A 21,015-nucleotide genomic window follows, 5' to 3' on the forward strand; every position below is an offset into this window, starting at 1 on the left:
CCTTTTTGCGGATATGTTGTTCGAATGTACGGATATCTATCTCAAACCTGCGGATATAACTACTCTGAACTCATTTCGCGTTCACGAACCACTTGATCGAACTCATTTTCAGCGGGGAACACGATTTCCATTGTTGTTCCTTTGTCATTTTCAGATTTAGCAATTAAAGTGATTCCCATTTTTGCAGCGACCATTTGGGCGAGATAAAGCCCGAGCCCCGTCGCTGTATTATGTATTCTTCCCATGCCTCCTGTGAATCCTTTATCAAAAATACGCGGGAGGTCATGCGGTTTAATGCCCGGCCCCTCATCTTTAATCAACAAACTTGTATTTCCAGAGGGTTTTATGTTCATGTAGATAATGATTGTCCCACCCACAGGACTGTATTTCACCGCATTCGTTAAAAACTGTCGTATCATAAAACGGCACCATTTAACGTCCGTAACTACTTCTACATTTTCCCCTTCAAACTCGACAGCAATATTTTTATTCATGCACCATGAAGCAAGCTCTCGCACTTCCGCGGCAGCAAGCTTTTTCAAGTTAATTTTCTCTATCACATAATCCGCTTCAAGTGATGCCAGACGTGAAATTGACAATTGTTGGTCAACGAGTAAGTGAAGACGAAGCCACTCTGACTCTATTTTCCGAAAAGCAGGTTCGCCCCGATGTTCGTCAATTGTCAGTTTCATCGCAGTGAGCGGCGTTTTCACTTCGTGCACCCAGGAAGCGATGTAATCCCCTTCATAGATATTTACTTTTTTTATTTCAGCTAGTTCTCTCGAAAAGTTGTCCGCCGCTTTGCCAAGTATTATTCTAGTTACCTCATCCTGTGAAAAGGTTGGTTCTGGCAATGCAATATGCCAATCTTCAATTCCCGCCTCAATTAGAGTGACAAGCTCTTTGATAAATTTCGTCTCAACTCGGTACCGCCAAATTAGAAATACTATAAAGGAAATCACTATTAAAATGTTGAAATAAAGAGCCGACGTAAATTCCACTGTAATTCCTTGATCGAGCCACAATATTAGGTTAATAAACCCAATCGCGCCAATGAAAAAGAGTATCCAACTTCTCATATCTTTTATGTAATGAATAAACATGCGGATACCCCATTTCTACAATGTAATTGCCATATAGCCAAGCCCTTTTTTCGTTACAACCGCTTCACCAAGACCGATTTCTGCGAGTTTTTGACGAAGACGCGTCACGTTCACCGTAAGCGTATTGTCATTCACAAATCGTTCGTCATCCCAAAGCTTTCGAATAAGATCATCGCGAGATACAATTTCGTTGTTAGATTCTACGAGTACTGCCAGTATGAAGAATTCGTTTTTTGTCAATTCAATTTCCCTTCCATTCATGCGAATGGCGCCACGTTTTATATCAATCATTGCTCGGTTCCATTCGAGTATATCAGGTGTCACTTCCCCGTAAGAATATGTTCGCCTGAGAAGGGCTTGCAATTTAGCGAGTAATACATCCGTATCAAAAGGTTTTTGAATATAATCATCCGCTCCCATATTCATCGCCATAACCATATCCATCGGATGATCTCGGGACGACAAGAAAATAATTGGCACTTTGGATACTGCGCGAATTTCCCGACACCAATGAAAACCATCAAATGCCGGAAGTTGGATGTCGAGTATGACAAGATGAGGTTCATTGGTTAAAAATGAATTCATCACATCTTGAAAGTCATCCGGACCCGTCACATTAAATGACCATTGTTCGAACCGCGATTTTAACGATTCGAAAATTGCAAGATCGTCTTCTACAATGAAAATATTCATATCCAATGCGGTCACTTCCTTTTATTTCACTATAACTAACATAGGGTACTAGGTGCAATTGGATGCATATAAATTCAGGGTTTCCCACCTAATTTTCACTCTATTCAAAATCCAGCCCCTGCAAAGTGCCTGTAAATATGTTATACTATATAAATGCGACAAGATTCCTAGATTATCTATGGAGGCAAAATGTCCATGCAGCCCCCTCCGATTTGGTTAGGTTCATCTCGGAAATAAAGGGCTTTTAAAAAATACAGGAGGTACCTATGATTAAGTTTGAAAATGTAACAAAAATGTACGACGGTGGATTTCAAGCAGTAAAATCTGTCGACTTTGAAATTCACGAAGGTGAATTGCTGGTTCTTATCGGACCAAGTGGTTCAGGAAAATCAACAACTATGAAAATGATTAACCGCATTATCCCCCACACAAGCGGCACAATCTCCATTAACGGCAAAGACGTCAAGTCATACGACGCAGCCGAACTTCGCAGAAATATTGGCTATGTCATTCAGCAAGTCGGACTCTTTCCTCATTATACGATTGAGAAAAACGTCGCGATTGTTCCCCAACTCAAAGGCTGGAATGAAAAAGATATAAAATCACGCGTTACCGAACTTTTAAAGCTGGTTGGGCTGGATCCTGAAATACATGCAACTCGTTATCCAAAAGAACTTTCAGGTGGTCAACAGCAACGCGTCGGTATTGCGAGAGCACTTGCAGCTGATCCAGATATCATTTTAATGGACGAACCTTTTAGCGCGCTCGATCCACTGACACGCGAACAATTACAAGCTGAAATGATCACATTACACAAGAAGTTGAAAAAGACGATTGTGTTTGTCACGCATGACATGGATGAAGCACTAAAGATGGGCGACCGTATAGCGATTATGAAAGATGGCAGTTTACTTCAGTTAGACACTCCAGAAAAAATACTACATGAACCTGCTCACGGCTTTGTTGAGGAGTTTATCGGGAAGCACCGAATCATCCAAAACCCAGAACTTATGCCAGTTACTGAAATTATGTCAGAATCAATTGTTACTTCTCTTCCACATCGTTCTCCGGAAAGAGCTATATCGCTCATCCGCCAACGGAAAATCACGCATCTTATTATCGCGGATGACGATAAGCACATACTCGGAATTGTATCTGCTTATGATTTAATCAAAGAATTCAATAACATCAAAACGGTGGATGAAATAATGCTCCCTGCAGATCCCGTTTTACTTGACTCGGACACAGCGAAAGATGCAATTATTATGATTGACGATGCGCCGCATGGAATGATTCCTGTTGTCGATAAAAATCGTAAAATCGTAGGACTTGTCACACGCGGCTCCTTGCTCTCCGCCATGTCCAGCCCGTGGACGGAAACGGAGGAAGTTATAAATGAATAATTTAAATATATGGCAACAACTTGTTGAACAAACTCAATTACGTTGGGGTGAAGTGCTAAGCGCTACCTCAGTTCATATTCAACTCGTATTCTTTTCGATGATCATCGCCACTACGCTTGCTGTTACACTCGGAATTGTCGTGACGCGCGTACCAAGGCTTAAAACAATTGTACTCGGCGGAACTGGTATTCTTCAGACAGTGCCAAGTTTGGCGTTGCTCGGATTCATGATTCCTATTTTCGGAATTGGTGTAAAGACGGCGATTGCTGCGCTATTCCTTTACTCATTGCTTCCGATTATGCGAAATACGTATACAGGGATTAAAGATGTTGATCCCGCAACGATCGAAGCGGCAAGAGGGATGGGCATGACGAGCATGCAAATTTTGTTTAAGGTCGAATTGCCTTTGGCTGTGCCAGTAATCATGGCAGGAATTCGTACAGCCGCTGTTATTAACGTCGGAAACGCGACGCTTGCGGCATTTATCGGAGCAGGCGGACTCGGAGATTTTATTTTCCTTGGAATTACACGAGGAATCGATGGATTGATTTTGCTCGGGGCTATCCCGGCTGCACTTCTTGCGCTTATCCTTGAAACGTTCTTTAGTGCGGTTGAACGTTGGACGACGCCGGAAGGATTGAAGTAATGATGAAAAAGAAACTGATACTCGCAGCATTAACTGCTTTAATGGCAAGTATGTTATCGGGTTGTATCTTTATTGAAAAAGATTCACTCAGACTCGGCTCCCGGAACAATACGGAAAGTATAATTTTGTCGCATGTAATGGGACAATTAATCGAAGATAAAACTGACATTGAGGTCCTTTATAAGGAAAACCTCGGTGGATCGTCGGTTGTCTGGAACGCTATGACAAACGGACATATTGACGTCATTCCCGATTACACGGGGACGATTGTCGTGACCTATTATCATAAAGATCCAGGGACAGCTGAGGAAACGCTGGAAATGACGAAAGAACTTGTTGACGGTGACGGCATTGTCGCGTTTAACACATTCGGTTTCAACAATACGTACACGCTCGCTCTTGATGAAACGATTGCGGAGGAACTTGATATTCACACTTTCAGCGATTTCGCCAAGTACTCGCAGGACTTCACATTGGGCGCGGTGTTTGAATTTATTGACCGACCGGATGGGTTACCTGGTTTTCAAAAAGAATACAATCTCAAATTCAAGAACGTCAAAGGAATGGATCACGGCATGATGTACCGTTCTATAAGCGCCGGTGAAGTTGACGTGATTAACTCCTATACGACGGATGGACAACTGCAAGTGTATGATTTGCGCGTGTTGGAAGACGATAAGTCTTACTTCCCGCCGTATCACGCACTTCCACTAGTTCGAAAAGAAACTCTGGAAAAGTATCCTGAACTTGAAGAAGTCCTGAATCTTCTTGAAGGGAAAATCGACGAAGAGGCTATGCAAATCATGAACGGTAAAGTTGATAACGACGGCATGATGGTCGAACGCGTAGCGGAAGAGTTTCTTATTGAAGCAGGATTAATCGAGAAGAAATAAGTAGCATAATAAGTTGAACGAGTACTTGAAATATTATTCAAGTGCTCGTTTTTTTCTTGCCAAATAGTTGATTTCCGTTGTGAGTTGAGTTTGCGATTTGGTTTTGCTTGCACTCCCTCATTTTGCTTGCAACTCATGACCTTTGACTCATCCAAAACACTACTTAGATATCCTCTGTAAAAAAGTAGAGAGGAATATTAAAATTCCTCTCTACTTTTTATATGATATATGTTAACTAAAAACCGGCTGATCTTGCAGACGCAGTGCGAAATCAAGATGCGCTCTATAGAAGTCTTTATCTAATCCTTTTTCGGCGCCGTCGTGTTTTGTGAGTTTGGTGATTAGTGTGCCGCGGACTCCTTTTGCGACGTCGTTGTCCAAGTATTTATTCCCTTCGAAGAACACTTGAGAAATGAGCGGATCGCCATTTTTAGGCTTAAATAGGAAATGCAAGTGAGCCGGTCGAGTTGGGTGGGAATCGATCCACTCTAAAAATTGACCTGTCGGGCCATTTGTCGGGATTGAATAGTCTCCTGGAATGACAGTTTTCACCTCGAAGTTGCCGTCCGCGTCTGTTTCAAAGACACCGCGTAAATTTTCATTCGGGATGCCTTCTGCAAAACCGGAATACTCTCCGCTCGCGTCTGCTTGCCACATATCAACAGTCGTATTGGCGAGTGGATTTCCATCGATATCTTTGATTGTTCCGCTAAAGAACAGGACATCCCCCGGCTCATCAGCACGCATCGGCAGAACATAAGGCGCTGTTAGTTTTGTCGCGTCTTTCAAATAATACGGCCCAAGAATTGTCGGTTCTGTACCTTTTACATTTTTATACATTTCTTGGAGTGCATGCGTTTCGAAAAACACATCCATGAAAAGCGGAATTTCCCCTGCTCGACCTAGCTTGTCAAGCCAACCTACCAATGCCTCATAGTCATTATGATTCAGTTCATGTTCGCTAATTAACTCTTTGAATTTTGTCACCATGCCATTATAAACATCGACTACTTTTTGATTCATTGTTTCATGCCTCCCAGTTTAAATTAATAGCTTCCTTTTATAAGAGAGAATCACTCGCTTCAAACCAAGCCGGAATTCCCGCTGTCAACATACTGATTAAACCCATTTCGACGAGCTCTTCTTCCGAAACCCCAATTTCACGACCCGCATCGATCCATTTCCCAGCGGCTCTGCCTTGGAGTTCCATTGTGTAGATACCCGCCATCAAAATGTATTTTAGCTTTGATGAAACTATTCCTTCATTAAATAAGTTTTCCACAAACAATGGATCGCCGGCACGGACGGATTCCAGCATTTTCTCGACAAAACTTGTGTCCTCATTTCTCATCAGCTGTATCATTCTAATTAGAATCTCTTCCAATGAGCCAGCTTCTGCAATTGACGGGTCCTGGAAAGATAGTGCGCATTCCAATGACTTAAACGCTATTTTCAATGCTTCCTCGCCGTTATATACATAAGGGATAAGTAAATATTCGACGAGTTCCGGAATGGTCGCCCCTTGATTCATCGCGCTTTTGGTATGATAAACCATGCTGCGTTCGTACAGTCTGGCTGCATTCATGCCGACGAGAAGTAGATCCTTTTCTTTTGTAGATAGATAACCATCTTTCATAATGTCCTTGCGCAATGCCGTATAATGACTTAGCGCGTCAGCATGATAATCATGCATTTTCTGCACCCAATCCGGAACGACATCGTATACATTCTTGAAATAAGCTAACCCATCACTCATTTCCCTTCACCCTATCCAAAAAGACTTTACTTATTTACTTTTTTTAAAATAGCTGACATCGTCCGGATTAATCCATCTATCGTTTGTCCAGCCGTCCAAGTTGTAATCGTTCATGCATTCTTCCGCAAACTTCTCAAACTGGTCCGCCTGACCACTCATATTGGCTACTACTAAATTTTCAAGCCGGATATTTTCATGGTTCCCGGAGTAATTGCGCTCGTATAATTCATGCCTGCCCCCGTACTCAGTCCCGATGACATCCCATAATAATTTGATAAGCTTAATTTTTTCCTCCGCTTTAACACCGTATGATCCTCTATATAACTTATCGAGATACGGCCTCAACTCTGGGTTTTTAAAGTCTTGAGCACTTGATGGTTGCGCTATTAAACTTCCCGCGACTACATTCTCGATAATCTCTTTTACTCTCGGCCATCCTTCAGACATGAACATCCGGTAAGCAAGACCATAATTCAAATTGGGCAGGACTGTGCCGTTTCTTCCTTCATCCGGATTCAACGCCATTGCATCACTTAATGCCCAAAACATATTTTTCCATGCAATTACTTCGCCCACGTTCACTTGAACGCCGCGAAATTGGTCTGTCCCATTCATTTTTACAGCTTTTAATAGTAATCCTGAAACAAAATCGAGCTTTACAGCTAGTCTTGTCACGCCGTGGAACGTGAAACGATTCAAGAAACCACTTTCCGCGAAGAAGTTGTTCGCCTTCTCGATATCTTTATAAATGATGACATTCTCCCATGGAATGATCGCCATATCAAATACGAGAACAGAATCATTTTCATCGAAACGACTGCTAAGCGGATAGTCGAATGGACTTCCCATTACGGCCGCTGTCATCTCATAAGATGTTCTACTGATCAGCTTCACGCCTGGTGTATCCATCGAAGCGATAAATACTAACGCATAGTTTTCATCTGTAATTGGCGCAGCACCGTAATGCGCTACAAAATTGTAGTTCGTTAAGGCAGAGCCTGTAGCAACCATCTTCGCGCCGCTGACAATAATGCCTTCGTCCGTTTCGCCTTCTGTCCGGATAAAAATATCTTTGACGGCTTCAAGAGGGGTATGTCGATCGACAGGCGGATTAATAATTGCATGGTTGAAATACCAATTTCGTTCTTGCGCTTCTTTATACCATCGTCGCGCGTTATTCGCGTATTTTCCGTAGTAATCTGGATCCGCTCCGAGTGTTCCAAGAAATGCTGCTTTGTAATCCGGAGATCTCCCCATTTGCCCGAAAGTCAGCTTCGCCCACCCGGCAATCGCATCTCTGGATTCCAGTAATTCCTTGGAATTCTTGTCCACTCTAAAGTATTTTTGCGTGAATCCTCCGTTACCCGTGTCCGTCTCAGTTGTCAGAACATCTTTAGTTTTTTCATCATGCAGCGCATCGTAGAGCCTCGCGATAGAACGGGCAGCATTTCGAAAAGCCGGGTGAGTCGTGACGTCTTTCACTTTCTCTCCATGAAGCCAAATTTCACGTCCATCTTTCAGACTTTCCAAATACTCTTGTCCAGTCAATGGAATCGTAGTCTTTTTCTCTTCATCTACTTTCATTATTTCTTTCCTCCTTTTAATTACATGGTTCAATCCAACGTCTCAAATCCCCATTCCTGCTTGGACCCAGAATGAAATGAAGAGTTGTCCATAATCCATTGTATTTATGCGCCTCTAGTATTATTCATAAAAAAACTAGTTAGCCATGGGAATTCTCTTAGGTCCAACTAGTTTCCTTCCGTTTAGGTGCTCGGACTATCTGAAGTAATTGATGCAAATTTACCTTTGTAATAACTTAAGGGCCTTCCTTCAGCAGAGTTATAGTTAATTACTTTCCCGACATATAAAACATGGTCACCGCCGTCGTATTTAGCCCATGGTTCGCACTCCAAATAAGCGAGCGAATCTTTTAAGCGGTGGCAATGCGTGCCCTTTTCCCAGCTGAAAGGTTCATTGTCGAGCGGTCTTCCGGCAAAATGCATCGCAGTATCTTGCTGCGTTTCTTTTAAAATATTTATTGTGAAATGGTTGTTTTTCAAAAACTGAAAAGCCTTCGTTTTTCGATCTACAGATACGAGCAGTAACGGCGGATCCAATGATACTGATGTAAATGAATTCGCTGTGAACCCGTGTTTTCCGTTATCTGTCTCGCATGTGACGACTGTTACGCCTGTTGCGAAGTGTCCAAAGCATTTTCTTAATTCCTTCGTATTCATCCTCGTTCCTCCTTTTATTTCATCAGATGCCCGAAACTCTTCTAAAGTCTATTCCATTGTCCCTATTCTTTATTACTCCCGAATACGCAAATAAGCACACCACTTGTACGCGACAAGGGTGTGCTAATACTTTGAACTTTTTATGATTTGTTAACCTTTATTTTTGTGACCAAATTTCCTTCGAGATATCAACGATAAACTTCAACTTTTCCCATTGTTCCTCTTCTGTTAGATTATTTCCATGATGTGTTGAAGCAAAACCGCACTGCGGGCTTAAGCATAGTTGTTCAAGCGGAACATATTTGGACGCTTCTTCTATTCGAGATTTAATCAGTTCTTTGTCTTCTAGCTCTCCATTTTTCGAAGTCACAACGCCTAGCACGACTTGCGCACCGCCATTCGGGATATGCTCAAGCGGTTTAAAGTCTCCTGAACGATTATCGTCATATTCTAAGAAGAAGCCATCAACTTTTTCTTTTGCTAGTAAAGTCGGAGCAATTAAATCATAGCTACCTTCAAATGCCCAGTTAGAGCGGTAGTTTCCCCGGCATAAATGTGTTGAAACGACCAGATCTTCTGGTTTCCCTTCCAATACGCCGTTTGCTATACGGAGAGCCAAATCAATCAAATATTCTCTCGAGAATTCGCCATCATTAAATGGAATGTCCGGCGAAGAAAGCCCCGCAATATACACATCATCCAATTGTAAATAACGAACGCCCGCATCATAGAATGCTTTGAAAGCGTCACGGTAAGTTTGAATAACGTCCTTTGCATATTCTTCAATATCCGGATAGATGTTTTCGTCTCTGATTCCTTCATTAAATAATTGGTTCGGGCTTGGAATTGTTTGTTTGGCAACAGCACGACCAGCAACGATTTCATTGAATTCGATAAAATCTTTAACATGCGGGTGGTCAGGATTGAATGAAATCTTTCCAGTGTTACGGACATTATATCTTTCTGTTTCTTCATTGCCATTAAAAATATAGCCTACTTCAGGGATATATCCTTCTACACCATTCAAATGCTCTAGAAAATCTGTGTGCCAAAATCGACGTCTAAATTCTCCGTCGGTTACTAATTCTAAACCGATTTCAATTTGCTTATCGACAACTCGTTTAATTTCAGTCGTTTCCACCTCACGCAATTGTTCGGCTGTGATTTCGCCCGCTTGAAACTTTTTCCGTGCATTGTGTATGCTTTCCGGTCGTAGTAAACTCCCTACATGATCCGCCTTAAATGGTGCTTTTGTCAATGTCTCCGTCAGTGTTTTTGTCATTTCGCCATTCCTTCTTTCCAATTATATTAATAACCAGAATAAGAAAAACCTCTTCATTTAATAAGAAGAGGTCGGCATTTACCGTTGTTCACTCTTCTCATCTCCAAGCTTGCGCTACTGGAATTAGCACAGTACTTAAAAAGTCTGTTGCTGAGGCTTCAAAGGGCCAGTCCCTCCACCTCTCTGGATAAGAAAGTTTTACTATTTAGTTATTGAGTAACACTTTACACATGCCCTCATCTAATGTCAAGGTTATTTTGAATATTTATACTGTTGTAACTAGATTAATAAATAAAACCGCCTTGAATTAATCATCATTCAAGGCGGTTAAAATAGAAATCATTATTTAGTATAGTAAATTCCCGAACCTGGTCCGAGATCGATTCCGAACAGCATCCAAACGACGAGCGTAAGCGTCCAGAATACAAGGAAAAACATACTGTATGGGAACATGACGGAAATCAGTGTTCCGATACCCATTTTTCTGTCATACTTTTGCGCAAATGCTATAATAATTGCGAAATAAGTCATTAACGGTGAAATGATATTCGTTGCCGAATCCGCAACACGGTAGGCCATTTGTGTTAATTCTGGCGAATAGCCGAGTTGCATCATGATTGGTACGAATACCGGTGCCATCATCGCCCATTTTGCGGACGCGCTTCCGATGAATAAATTGATGAATGCAGAGATTAAAATGAACATTAGTATTAATGGAATACCTGTTAAGTTGATGCTATCTAGGAACTGCGCTCCGTACACACCGATAACAAGTCCCATATTTGATTCTGAGAAAAATGCGACGAACTGTCCTGCTGTGAATGATAGAACGATAAACATTCCCATGGATGCCATAGTCGCGGTCATCATTGCGGCAACGTCTTTATCGCTTCGAATTCCTTTTGTAACTTTTCCATATACCAAGCCAGGGACGAAGAAAAGAATTGCAATAATTGGCACTAAAGAGCTCATAAATGGTGAACGAATAATCGGCATATCCCCTTCTACTCCGCGAAGCGGTCCCCAAGAAGGTAAAATTAATAATGACACAAGAATACTGGCAACGACGATGGATACTCCTGCCCACGTCAAACCTTTTTTCTCGATCGGTTTCAGTTTCTCTAATTTCTCGCGGAACTCGCCTTTGTATTCGCCAAGGCGTGGTTCTACGATTTTTTCTGTAACCCAGGCGCCGACAATTGTTAAAACAAATACGGATGCCGCGATGAAATAATAGTTCATAGCAATATTCATGTTTTCAGCGTAAGTCGGGTCGATAATGGCTGCTGCTGCAATGGTTAATTCTCCAAGTAGCGCATCAGTTCCGGAAAGGAATAAGTTCGCACTAAATCCGCCCGAAACACCGGCAAATGCGGCAGCGAGTCCTGCGAGCGGATGTCTGCCAATTGCTGCAAAAATAACTGCACCTAATGGCGGCAAGACAACATACCCTGCATCAGAAGCAACACTAGACATGACACCAGCAAATACAAGTCCTAGCGTAATAAGTCGTTGTGGAACAGATAAAACAAATCCACGTAAGATTGCACTGATTAAGCCGGTTCCTTCCGCTAATCCGATTCCCAACATCGTAACGAGTACAACACCTAGTGGCGCAAAGCCAACAAAGTTCGCAGTCATTTGTGTAAATATGTATTCAATTCCTTCAGCACTTAGCATGTTTTTAACGGTGATCATTTCACCCGCTTTTCCAGGATGCTCAACGCTAACGCCAAATAACGAAACAATCCATGATACAATCAAAACTAATAAAGCTAAAGCTGCGAATAATGTTACTGGATGCGGCAGCCTGTTCCCAGTTGTCTCTACCATATTCAAAAACCTTTGAAAGAGACTTGTCTTCTTTGTTTTCAATGTAATACTCCTTCCACTCAGCAATTCATTATCAAATATTCAGAAAATAAAGCGTTTCCTCTATTGAATATGTATCAGTATATAAGAACTTTATTTATACTTAAATAGGCAAACGATAAGTCTAACTATGAAGAACTATCCTTACCTTTACACTTTTCAAAAAGGTCATATCAAGATACACTCACTACAAGGTTTGCAATAGTGAATGGAGGTTCTAGGATGAAAGTAATACCAGTAGGAATTTGGGGCGGGTATCCAAAAGCGAATGAGGCGACCTCATCGTTTTTGATTGAACACGAGGGATTCCATTGCCTTGTCGATTGCGGAAGCGGTGTTCTTGCTTCTTTACAAAACTTTTTGCCATTGGAGAAATTAGATGCTGTTGTGATTAGTCATTACCATGCAGATCATATTGCCGATTTAGGCAGTCTGCAATATAGCCGACTGATTCAATACTATTTGAACAATCCATCTCCTGTATTGCCGATTTATGGGCATGTTCAAGATGAAGACAACTTTGCAAAACTGTCCTATAAAGAGCGAACGCAAGGTATTGCAATCTTTGAAGAAAAAACTGCGCAAATCGGCCCTTTTACAGTGAGTTTTTGCCGAACTGACCATCCTGTTTATTGTCTTGCAATGAAGTTCACAGTTGGTGATCGTTCCATTGTTTTAACGGCTGACACTGAGTGGCGTGATGAGCTCGTCGATTTTGCACGGGGCACTGATTTATTAATTAGCGAAGCGAATTTATATGAAGAACATATCGGTGTTGCGCCAGGCCATATGGGTGGAAGCGAAGCGGGTAAATTGGCACAGCTGGCGGATGTAAAACGACTCGTTTTAACACATCTGCCGTTACATGGAAACATTGAGGAAATTCTTGAAGCTGCAATGACCAATTTCGATGGAGCTGCTGAAATTGCTGAAGTCGAGAAAGTTTATTTGGTTTGATTGGAGAAGACAATGAATAGAAAAAACCGTTAATAACTCGACTGAAGTAATTAACGGCTTTCTTCTCAACTCTACTTGATATTATATTCTTTCATTTTACGATAAAGCGTATTGCGGCTAATTTTTAGTCGTTCCGCGGCTACGCTAATATTCCCTTCAGCAATACGTATATATTTTTCCATTACAGATTTTTCCGCATCTTTTAAGGGGTCCATGTCATCCGTAATTTCTATGCTTGTACAACCAGCACCAATTTGGATATCTTCAGGAACGATTACTTCCCCCTCGGCTAAAAAGCTCGCTTCTATTAGAACACTCATAAGCTCCCGGATATTACCGGGCCACTTATGGGATAAAATCTTTTGCTTTGCTTCTTCTGACAGCGTTAAATCCGAATACCCTTTCTCCTCTAATAAGCTATTCGCCATTTGGATTAGGTCCGTTCGTACACGAAGTGACGGAAGTATGATTTGTATCCCCTTTAAGCGGTAATATAAATCCGCACGAAAACGTTTTGCCTCAATTTCTTTTATTAAATTTTTATTCGTAGCGGCGATAATTCTCACATCTATTTCCTTCGTAGTTGTACTCCCAACCGGCGTAATTTCCTTCTCTTGCAATGCCCTCAGCAACGTAACTTGAGCACGCAAAGACATATCACCAATTTCATCAAGAAAGAGTGTGCCATTTTGGGCTGCTTCAAATTTCCCTTTCCTCCCTTCCTGATTTGCACCTGTAAAGGATCCGCCAATATAACCGAATAGCTCGCTTTCGATAAGGGATTCAGATATCGCCCCGCAATTAACCGCAACAAATGGCGAATGGCTTCGCATACTTTCGGAGTGGATCGATTGGGCAAACAGCTCTTTACCTGTTCCGGTTTCCCCGATAAGTAGAATTGGTATATCGGTAGCGGCCGCTCTTTCGGCCATTTTCTTTATGCGCACTACAGAAGGACAATTACCCTTAATATCTGAAAATGTATATAAACGTTTTTCTTTCTTATATTTTTTATGAATTGCAACTGACCGTATCGAGTTCTTGCAATCGCTTGTAAACGTATCAATAATAAATCGATCTATATTATTTAACTTTTGACCAATATTATTTTGTCCGATAATGGCTTTTGCTCGATTATTCGCGCGGATTATACGATGTTCTTCATCTAGCGAAAGGAATGGTACTGTAATATATTTATTAATGCTATGTTCAAATTCTTTAATAGTGAGATGGTATTCATTATTCATTTTGCGAAGCAAGATTCTATTTCCAATGTCGCCTGCAATAATTTGAGTCAATGTAAAAATGTAAGGGTGATAGTGTTCTTTTTTCCCACTAATGTTAACTGCTCCAAGAATTTCGCCTGATGGAGAAAAAATCGGAGATGCAGCACATGTTAAAAAATGCGCAGAGGCGTTAAAATGCTGACTTCCATGAACCCTAACGGGATTTTTCTCCAGCAATGCAACACCCATCGCATTTGTTCCTCTATTATCTTCAAGCCAATTCGTTCCAACTACCATTTGCACTTCACTAGCTAAGTTTTCATCTCCCAATGTGTAAATTATTATTCCGTGACGGTCAACAATCGAAACTATATGGCCCATCTTCCTAAAAGCAGGATATAAGTTCTTTAAACTTGCGATTGCAGAATGAGTCAGCTCTTGATTTCTGTTAAGAACTTCAGTAATTTGATAATGATCTAAAACGGTGCTATCTACTGGATCAGTCGGTTTAAATCCATATTCTTCACAACGTTTCCATGAATCTTGAATCATTTTCTCCTCAACAACGTTCTCTTTCAACAAGAAACTCACCTCTTATGACCTATTTTATAATTACACTAGGTGGCTGATGTTTCAATTGAATGATTATACTTCCCACTGTCTCAAAATTATACACTAAACCGTTCAAGAATGTAACAATTCTGAATTGTTATTCTCCTGGAATGTTAATCTACTAAGGACTGCAGACTTGGCACGAAACTTGCATATTACTAAAGTGCAAGGACAAACTTTTTATAGGGGGTATTTATTTATGTCAGGAAATCGTGCTGTTGTTGACCTGGATGTTGAAAAGAGTCCCGTTGATTACAAAAAAGCGGGAAATCGGGCGGTCGTGTACAAAGAACCCGGGAAGGTAGATGTCGTTGATATTGGTTTTCCGGACCTCGTGTTAAGAGATGGACCCGGGGTAAATCCATTGAATGTCGGTCGCAAGTGCGATCACGGCGTTATTTTAAAGGTGGTCGCAACGAATATTTGCGGAAGCGACCAGCATATGGTGCGCGGAAGAACAACTGCACCAAGCGGTTTGGCATTGGGGCATGAAATTACCGGCGAAGTCATCGAAGTCGGTCGGGATGTTGAATTTATGAAAGTGGGAGATCTCGTCTCCGTACCTTTCAATATCGCTTGCGGCCGCTGTCGCAATTGTAAAGAACAAGACACGCATATTTGCGAAAACGTGAATCCTGATCGTCCAGGATCAGCATACGGATACGTCGATATGGGTGGATGGGTAGGCGGGCAATCGGAGTATGTGATGGTTCCTTACGCCGACTTCCAATTATTGAAATTTCCGGATAAAGACCAAGCGATGGATAAGATTCTTGATTTAGCCATGCTGTCGGATATTTTCCCTACAGGATTTCACGGGGCTTATAGCGCAGGAGTTACAATCGGATCCACTGTTTATATAGCCGGCGCGGGACCTGTAGGATTAGCGGCAGCCCATTCCGCACAACTACTAGGTGCTTCATGCGTTATTGTTGGCGATATGATTGAAGAGCGATTGGCGCAAGCAAGAAGCTTTGGATGTGAAACAATCAATCTTTCGGAGCATGATGATATTGGGGAACAAATTGCACAGATTCTCGGGACCCCTGAAGTAGATTGTGCAGTTGACTGCGTAGGGTTTGAAGCGCATGGCCATAAAGGTGCTGGAGAGGCGCCTGCCTCTGTTCTCAACTCAATTATGCAGGTGACGCGTGCCGGAGGAAAACTCGGAATCCCGGGATTGTACGTCACAGGTGACCCTGGTGCAGTTGATGAGGATGCAAAATTCGGTACGTTGAAAATTCGAATCGGATTAGGATGGGCAAAAGCACATCATTTTGTCACTGGACAAACACCCGTCATGAAATACCATAACTTCTTAATGAAGTCGATCCTGAGCGGTAAAGCCCAAATCGCCAAGGCAGTCAATGCGACAATTATCAATTTAGATGAAGCCCCGAACGGTTATCAAGTTTTTGATAAAGGCGCGGCGAAAAAATTTGTTATTGATCCGCACGGAATGATTAAAAGGTAAATTGCTTAACTACTATAATCGCATCCATGGCCTGGACTTCGAATATTTGGAAGCAAGCTGTGGATGTTTTTCATTCTATTGTCGATACGGTTTTACTCGCTCATGTATAAGTCATGAGCCACTTATGAGCACTTTCAACTGGTCTTCCTTCTCTCAAGGAAGTAAGCCTTGCTGCTCATTCAAGGGGGATTCCTATGTCAGCATTTTTAGGTGAATTAATTGGAACTATGATTTTGGTGACTTTAGGTTGCGGTGTTGTTGGAGGTGTAGTCCTCAATAAAACAAAATCCCAAAACTCTGGTTGGATTGTTATCACGATGGGGTTCGGGCTCGCTGTAGCTGTTGCAATTTATGCAGTCGGCGGGGTAAGCGGGGCTCATATTAATCCAGCAGTTACAGTTGGATTAGCTGTCATTGGCGCTTTTCCTTGGGCTAATGTTCCGGCCTATATTTTAGCCCAACTTATAGGCGCTAGTATCGGAGCTGTCATTGTTTACTTTAATTATTTACCGCATTGGGAAGAAACTGAAAGTAAAGAAGAGAAATTAGTTGTTTTTTCAACCAGTCCAGCGATAAGAAAACCTTTTTCCAACTTGATAAGCGAGATGATCGGTACATTCATTCTTGTACTCGGGATATTAGCGATTGGAGCAAATGAATTCACACAGGGGCTTAATCCGCTGATCATCGGATTTCTAATCCTTTCCATTGGGCTATCACTCGGAGGAACAACCGGCTTCGCGATTAATCCTGCGCGTGATCTAGGGCCAAGAATCGCTCACTTCTTCTTGCCGATACCTGGAAAAGGTCCATCTGATTGGGGTTACGCCTGGATACCGATTGTAGGCCCAATACTTGGAGGAGCATTTGGTGCCCTATTTTATCAACAAGTGTTTAGCGGGGTAAATTCTGCGGCATTTTGGATTGTAGGTGCAATCTGTATAGCTGCAATTCTTGGTGCGCAACTTATGGACAAAGAACATAAAGTTCGTCCAAATGTGAGTAAAAGTCAACCAATTGAAGAGCGTTTATAGCTATTGAAATTAAAAAAGGGCTGTTTTAGGAACAGCCCCTTTTTCTCAATCAAATCAATCATCGTCACGGTCTTTTTCAAAATCTAGAATTTTACCTGTGATTGCATCGATTTCAAATTCGTATTCATATTTACCATCTTTAATTTCAATTTCGAAGTATGCACGATTGTCATCGTCATCTAACTCAACATCGGTTACTGTACCTGGTGAATGTTTTAAAGCAATAGCCATTGCTTCTTTAGCAGTAATATAGTTCATGTTTTTTGAGGTTGTTTTTGCAGTTGCTTTTGCATCTGATTTCACAACGGATAACTTCATGTCATCTGTCTCTTTTTTAACGACTTCACCAGTTGTGGCGTTAATGTCCAACTCATACGTAACTGATCCACTCTCTACTTCAACTTCATACTCATCGTCTGACGAATCATAATCAATTTCAGTTACAGTCCCATCAACGGTTTCAACCGCTTTTGATTGAACTTCTTCAACCGTTAATTTTGCTTGATCATCATTTCCTGCTGCTTCTACCGTTAAAACTCCCGCTGATTGGTTATCGCCTTTATCAGCGCTCGCTACCATTGCCGCTCCGCCTATTACCACTGCACCAGCCAATGCCGGTATTGCCATCCATTTTTTCATCCAAATCTTCCTCCTTTTTGATCTTATCTTCATATTACGTGCCGAAGATGAGATTTTCTTGTGAGGATTATTAGAGTTTGATGAGAAATTAATCATCCCATTCGACGGATATGATGTCTCCTGTAATCGCATGGATTTGGAAAATGGCTTCAACATCTTCTGCGTCTTCATTATCTTGTTCAATGTCGACTAAATAGTACCCGCCGTCATCTGTTTGTTGGAAGGCAACGTATTCCACTTCACCTTTCAACTGACCAAGCGCAATTTTTATTGCTTGATCTTTTGTAATGAGCACATCTTCTTTTGTTGTTTCTATCCTATTTTCAGAAATTATCTCACCCGTAATTGCATCAACTTGAAGTTCCACAAGCGCCTTTTCCTTAACAACTTCCGCGTTATAAACTGGTTGCTCTTTCTTTTTATTCAACGAAAGGCGTTTAATTTCCCCGACATATTTTTTCGCAATTTCCACGCGCACTTCTTGTTCGGAAAGAGTTTGGAGTTTCCCCTCTTCCACTTTACTTAATTGGTTCAGCCCCAAGACTTTACCGCTCACTGCATCAACCTCAGCTGAATAAAGTGCATCGGAACGTTCAATTTCCGCAAAATAAACACCGTTTTCCAGTTTCAGGTTATCGACTTTTCCGTCGTATATAGTTTCAAGTTGCATCTGGATTTCTTCACTTGAGAGGGGGGATTTTTTCGTCAATAAATTCCCGATAAAGAGTCCTCCGGCAACCAAAATGATAATGGTAAAGATAAGTGGGAGTGCCCATGGCTTTCGCAAGTTTTTCATTATTTCCGCCTCCTTATTACCATTTTACGTGCCGATTATTAAAACTCGGTGAGAATTCGCTGTTTTGGAATGTAAATTCTTATTGTCGTGCCCATTCCATATATGCTTTCCACTTTTAACTCGGCACCAAGGCCTTCGGCAAGATCCTTTGCAATTGCAAGTCCAAGTCCGGTACCGCCTGTTTTTCGACTGCGATCTTCTTCAACACGGTAAAAACGATTGAATAAATTTGGCAGTGCGTCTTCAGGGATTCCGTTACCATAATCAATAACGGAGATCGTAAAACCTCCATCACTTTTTTCTATAATTGTTTTGACTACGTCATCGCTATACTTTCTCGCATTATCAAGCAAGATAAACAAAAGTTGTCGAAGTTTTTCCCCATCCGTAACGGCCATTGCCGGACTTATCCCTTCCACTAAAAACTCCCGTGAATACGCTTGCCGCATCGGTTGCAAGGTCTTATCAACTTGCTCATAAATATCCGTTTCAGCAAAGTTAAACTTCATTTGTTCTTGATTTCTCGCCAATTGTAATAACTGCTCGATCATTTCTTTCATGCGAACCGATTCGCTGAGTATTGCGCCTACTGCTTCTTCTGCAACGTCCCGATTATCGAATCCTCTTCTTTTTAGCAAGCGCGCATAACTTTCAATGACGGTTAATGGCGTCCTTAATTCATGAGAGGCATTTGAAACGAAATGTTCTTGTTGATTATAGTTTGTTTCTAGTTGAGACATGAGATCGTTAAATGTTGTCGCCATTTGCCCCATTTCATCTTTTCCATTTGAAGGAATGTTGATTTTTTCATATGTGCCTGCTTTTCTGCTTTGAGACATCGTTGCAATAAGCTTTTCGATAGGATGCGTTATAATGCGACCGAGTGCGATACTCGATATGATGATGGGGATCATTGCGATGAGTGTAACGCCAAGCAGAATTAAAGTAAGAGTTCTCAAGCTGTTTTTCACATCAATCAGTTGTTGAATCATGTGCAATTCAGCTACTTCACCATTTGTCCAAATGACAGGCATCCGTAATGACAGAACTGGAACCCCATCAAACTTTTCAATTATATAGCGGTCGCCTTGTTTAAATTGAGGTTTGTAGAATTTTATTTCTCCAATGGTATCTTGTCCTGCAATCTCTTTACCCGCAGAATCATAAACACGGATTGCTCCATTGGCCGGCATATAGGCACCAATTACTGTCCGTATGTCCATTTTTTTATTTACCTTGCTGAAAGACTGTGTAAGCTCCATAGATTGAAGTTGGAGTTGGTTGTATTCCGTGTCATAAGCCATTTTTTCAAATACGAAATAAATCCCTATGTTGGTAAGGGATAGGATTACGAGCATGAGGAGTGTAGAAAATAGATGGATTCTCGTTTTCAGCTTCATGTGGGTTGCTCCTTCAATACATATCCGACTCCGCGCACTGTTTGAATCAAGGTACTCTCCCCTTCTATTTCTATTTTCTTCCGGACATAACGAATATAAACATCGACGACATTCGTATCGCCAAAATAGTCATACCCCCAGACAGCATTCAACAACTGTTCACGAGATAGCACTTGATTTGGATGTCTTAGTAAATGGAGAAGAAGATCATACTCACGCGGCGTTAAATCAATCAAGCGGTCGTTCCGTTTAACTTCGCGGGTTTGTTCATGCATCGAAAGACCAGCGAATTCATGTAAATATTCATCTTCCACGGGCTCGGATTGTTTCGACGGCGAAAATCGCAGCGCCGCGCGAATTCTTGCCAGCAGCTCTTCAATTTCAAATGGTTTCGTCACATAATCATTGGCTCCGAGATCGAGCCCCGCTACTTTGTCCTCAACATCATCTTTCGCCGTCAGTAAAATAACAGGCGTATTTGCTTCTGTCGCTCTAATTCTTCGCAAAACATCGAGTCCGTTCAGACCTGGAAGCATCAAATCGAGCAAGATTAAATTCCATTCCTGTTCGCGATATTTTATCAGTCCATCGGGACCAGTATAGGCAACATCTATATCATAGCCTTCAAATTCAAGTTCTAATTGTAGAACACGTGCAATATTTTCTTCATCTTCGATTATTAGAATGCGTTCTTTCATATCATTCTTCTCCCTTTTTTGAATGAATTTTGTGGTCATTGGTCGTTTTTATGTAGGTTTTAGTCGCTTGGGGGTTGTCTATAGTCGCTTCTATATTGATATTAGTCGTTTCAGCTTTGCTATTAGTCGCTTTTCCGTCATTTATGGTCGTTCGACTCAAGTATATATGATTTAATAGTAAATCTCCGGCGGCACTCCCGTCAAATGCATGCGATTTAGAAATAAAGAAGCCCCCATTAACCAATTGCCCAACGATAGACAAAAATAAGCAATAGTATAGTTATAGAGAAA

The 21,015-nt window shown here is 41.5% G+C and carries 19 protein-coding genes and 1 riboswitch; of the genes, 6 read left to right on the forward strand and 13 right to left on the reverse strand.

Features of this window, described 5'->3' with window-relative positions:
• Positions 1-59: 59 nt before the first annotated feature.
• Together G8782_RS14700 and G8782_RS14705 are read right to left on the reverse strand one after the other, a co-directional pair.
• Positions 60-1,103, reverse strand: coding sequence for a sensor histidine kinase (locus tag G8782_RS14700; RefSeq protein ID WP_172372556.1), 1,044 nt, complete (start codon positions 1,101-1,103; stop codon positions 60-62).
• 15 nt (positions 1,104-1,118) lie between these two features.
• Positions 1,119-1,796, reverse strand: a complete 678-nt coding sequence (locus G8782_RS14705; RefSeq protein WP_172372873.1) for a response regulator transcription factor — start codon at positions 1,794-1,796, stop codon at positions 1,119-1,121.
• Between the two features lie 266 nt (positions 1,797-2,062).
• Here G8782_RS14705 and G8782_RS14710 point away from each other — a divergent pair, with 266 nt between their 5' ends.
• From G8782_RS14710 to G8782_RS14720, 3 genes are read left to right on the forward strand one after another with little or no spacing between them, the layout of a single operon-like run.
• Complete coding sequence (locus tag G8782_RS14710; RefSeq protein ID WP_172372558.1) at positions 2,063-3,199, forward strand: betaine/proline/choline family ABC transporter ATP-binding protein; 1,137 nt, start codon at positions 2,063-2,065, stop codon at positions 3,197-3,199.
• Complete coding sequence (locus G8782_RS14715; protein ID WP_172372560.1) at positions 3,192-3,845, forward strand: ABC transporter permease; 654 nt, start codon at positions 3,192-3,194, stop codon at positions 3,843-3,845. The genes G8782_RS14710 and G8782_RS14715 overlap by 8 nt, the downstream gene beginning before the upstream one ends.
• Positions 3,845-4,738: a glycine betaine ABC transporter substrate-binding protein gene (locus G8782_RS14720; protein WP_216667896.1), complete on the forward strand. Its 894-nt coding sequence runs from the start codon at positions 3,845-3,847 to the stop codon at positions 4,736-4,738. The genes G8782_RS14715 and G8782_RS14720 overlap by 1 nt, the downstream gene beginning before the upstream one ends.
• Positions 4,739-4,969: 231 nt before the next feature.
• Here G8782_RS14720 and G8782_RS14725 read toward each other — a convergent pair whose 3' ends face one another.
• The 6 genes from G8782_RS14725 to G8782_RS14750 all read right to left on the reverse strand — a co-directional run bounded on the left by G8782_RS14725 (position 4,970) and on the right by G8782_RS14750 (position 11,849).
• Positions 4,970-5,761, reverse strand: coding sequence for a dioxygenase family protein (locus tag G8782_RS14725; RefSeq protein ID WP_172372562.1), 792 nt, complete (start codon positions 5,759-5,761; stop codon positions 4,970-4,972).
• 37 nt (positions 5,762-5,798) lie between these two features.
• The gene (locus tag G8782_RS14730) at positions 5,799-6,494 is read right to left on the reverse strand and encodes a carboxymuconolactone decarboxylase family protein (RefSeq protein WP_172372564.1); all 696 of its coding nucleotides are present in this window, start codon (positions 6,492-6,494) and stop codon (positions 5,799-5,801) included.
• A gap of 30 nt (positions 6,495-6,524) precedes the next feature.
• Complete coding sequence (locus G8782_RS14735) at positions 6,525-8,078, reverse strand: 4-hydroxyphenylacetate 3-hydroxylase family protein (RefSeq protein WP_172372566.1); 1,554 nt, start codon at positions 8,076-8,078, stop codon at positions 6,525-6,527.
• Positions 8,079-8,260: 182 nt separating this feature from the next.
• A complete protein-coding gene (locus G8782_RS14740; RefSeq protein WP_172372568.1) occupies positions 8,261-8,734 on the reverse strand; it encodes a flavin reductase family protein in 474 nt (157 codons plus the stop codon).
• A 157-nt stretch (positions 8,735-8,891) separates the two neighbouring features.
• Positions 8,892-10,004: a 5-methyltetrahydropteroyltriglutamate--homocysteine S-methyltransferase gene (locus G8782_RS14745; RefSeq protein WP_172372877.1), complete on the reverse strand. Its 1,113-nt coding sequence runs from the start codon at positions 10,002-10,004 to the stop codon at positions 8,892-8,894.
• Between the two features lie 106 nt (positions 10,005-10,110).
• A riboswitch (SAM riboswitch) is annotated at positions 10,111-10,210 on the reverse strand.
• A 148-nt stretch (positions 10,211-10,358) separates the two neighbouring features.
• Positions 10,359-11,849, reverse strand: coding sequence for an AbgT family transporter (locus G8782_RS14750; RefSeq protein WP_172372878.1), 1,491 nt, complete (start codon positions 11,847-11,849; stop codon positions 10,359-10,361).
• Positions 11,850-12,110: 261 nt separating this feature from the next.
• Here G8782_RS14750 and G8782_RS14755 point away from each other — a divergent pair, with 261 nt between their 5' ends.
• Entirely contained in the window at positions 12,111-12,845 is a 735-nt protein-coding gene (locus G8782_RS14755) for an MBL fold metallo-hydrolase (RefSeq protein WP_172372570.1), read from the forward strand.
• 71 nt (positions 12,846-12,916) lie between these two features.
• Here the strand turns inward: G8782_RS14755 and G8782_RS14760 are convergent, their stop codons facing one another.
• Complete coding sequence (locus tag G8782_RS14760; protein WP_246231707.1) at positions 12,917-14,653, reverse strand: sigma-54-dependent Fis family transcriptional regulator; 1,737 nt, start codon at positions 14,651-14,653, stop codon at positions 12,917-12,919.
• A 229-nt stretch (positions 14,654-14,882) separates the two neighbouring features.
• On the opposite strand from G8782_RS14760, the gene fdhA reads away from it, so the two are divergent.
• The gene (gene fdhA, locus G8782_RS14765) at positions 14,883-16,157 is read left to right on the forward strand and encodes a formaldehyde dehydrogenase, glutathione-independent (RefSeq protein ID WP_172372572.1); all 1,275 of its coding nucleotides are present in this window, start codon (positions 14,883-14,885) and stop codon (positions 16,155-16,157) included.
• Positions 16,158-16,351: 194 nt separating this feature from the next.
• Complete coding sequence (locus G8782_RS14770; RefSeq protein ID WP_172372574.1) at positions 16,352-17,191, forward strand: MIP/aquaporin family protein; 840 nt, start codon at positions 16,352-16,354, stop codon at positions 17,189-17,191.
• 54 nt (positions 17,192-17,245) lie between these two features.
• Here the strand turns inward: G8782_RS14770 and G8782_RS14775 are convergent, their stop codons facing one another.
• From G8782_RS14775 to G8782_RS14790, 4 genes are all read right to left on the reverse strand, one after another.
• Positions 17,246-17,830: a PepSY domain-containing protein gene (locus G8782_RS14775; RefSeq protein WP_172372576.1), complete on the reverse strand. Its 585-nt coding sequence runs from the start codon at positions 17,828-17,830 to the stop codon at positions 17,246-17,248.
• Between the two features lie 88 nt (positions 17,831-17,918).
• The gene (locus G8782_RS14780; protein WP_172372578.1) at positions 17,919-18,626 is read right to left on the reverse strand and encodes a PepSY domain-containing protein; all 708 of its coding nucleotides are present in this window, start codon (positions 18,624-18,626) and stop codon (positions 17,919-17,921) included.
• Positions 18,627-18,664: 38 nt separating this feature from the next.
• Positions 18,665-20,026 (reverse strand): sensor histidine kinase, encoded by a 1,362-nt coding sequence (locus G8782_RS14785; protein WP_172372580.1) that lies wholly within the window; start codon positions 20,024-20,026, stop codon positions 18,665-18,667.
• Entirely contained in the window at positions 20,023-20,724 is a 702-nt protein-coding gene (locus G8782_RS14790; protein ID WP_172372582.1) for a response regulator transcription factor, read from the reverse strand. Before G8782_RS14790 ends, G8782_RS14785 begins: the two co-directional genes overlap by 4 nt.
• Between the last annotated feature and the right edge of the window lie 291 nt (positions 20,725-21,015).

The sequence above is a fragment of the Sporosarcina jiandibaonis genome (assembly GCF_013184495.1).
Lineage (GTDB): Bacteria > Bacillota > Bacilli > Bacillales_A > Planococcaceae > Sporosarcina > Sporosarcina jiandibaonis.

What these genes read in the sequence shown, in the direction of transcription:
- G8782_RS14700 (WP_172372556.1), bottom strand. Translation starts at nt 1,103, where the DNA reads ATGTTTATTCATTACATAAAAGATATGAGAAGTTGGATACTCTTTTTC.
- G8782_RS14705 (WP_172372873.1), bottom strand. Translation starts at nt 1,796, where the DNA reads ATGAATATTTTCATTGTAGAAGACGATCTTGCAATTTTCGAATCGTTA.
- G8782_RS14710 (WP_172372558.1), top strand. Translation starts at nt 2,063, where the DNA reads ATGATTAAGTTTGAAAATGTAACAAAAATGTACGACGGTGGATTTCAA.
- G8782_RS14715 (WP_172372560.1), top strand. Translation starts at nt 3,192, where the DNA reads ATGAATAATTTAAATATATGGCAACAACTTGTTGAACAAACTCAATTA.
- G8782_RS14720 (WP_216667896.1), top strand. Translation starts at nt 3,845, where the DNA reads ATGATGAAAAAGAAACTGATACTCGCAGCATTAACTGCTTTAATGGCA.
- G8782_RS14725 (WP_172372562.1), bottom strand. Translation starts at nt 5,761, where the DNA reads ATGAATCAAAAAGTAGTCGATGTTTATAATGGCATGGTGACAAAATTC.
- G8782_RS14730 (WP_172372564.1), bottom strand. Translation starts at nt 6,494, where the DNA reads ATGAGTGATGGGTTAGCTTATTTCAAGAATGTATACGATGTCGTTCCG.
- G8782_RS14735 (WP_172372566.1), bottom strand. Translation starts at nt 8,078, where the DNA reads ATGAAAGTAGATGAAGAGAAAAAGACTACGATTCCATTGACTGGACAA.
- G8782_RS14740 (WP_172372568.1), bottom strand. Translation starts at nt 8,734, where the DNA reads ATGAATACGAAGGAATTAAGAAAATGCTTTGGACACTTCGCAACAGGC.
- G8782_RS14750 (WP_172372878.1), bottom strand. Translation starts at nt 11,849, where the DNA reads ATGGTAGAGACAACTGGGAACAGGCTGCCGCATCCAGTAACATTATTC.
- G8782_RS14755 (WP_172372570.1), top strand. Translation starts at nt 12,111, where the DNA reads ATGAAAGTAATACCAGTAGGAATTTGGGGCGGGTATCCAAAAGCGAAT.
- fdhA (WP_172372572.1), top strand. Translation starts at nt 14,883, where the DNA reads ATGTCAGGAAATCGTGCTGTTGTTGACCTGGATGTTGAAAAGAGTCCC.
- G8782_RS14770 (WP_172372574.1), top strand. Translation starts at nt 16,352, where the DNA reads ATGTCAGCATTTTTAGGTGAATTAATTGGAACTATGATTTTGGTGACT.
- G8782_RS14775 (WP_172372576.1), bottom strand. Translation starts at nt 17,830, where the DNA reads ATGAAAAAATGGATGGCAATACCGGCATTGGCTGGTGCAGTGGTAATA.
- G8782_RS14780 (WP_172372578.1), bottom strand. Translation starts at nt 18,626, where the DNA reads ATGAAAAACTTGCGAAAGCCATGGGCACTCCCACTTATCTTTACCATT.
- G8782_RS14785 (WP_172372580.1), bottom strand. Translation starts at nt 20,026, where the DNA reads ATGAAGCTGAAAACGAGAATCCATCTATTTTCTACACTCCTCATGCTC.
- G8782_RS14790 (WP_172372582.1), bottom strand. Translation starts at nt 20,724, where the DNA reads ATGAAAGAACGCATTCTAATAATCGAAGATGAAGAAAATATTGCACGT.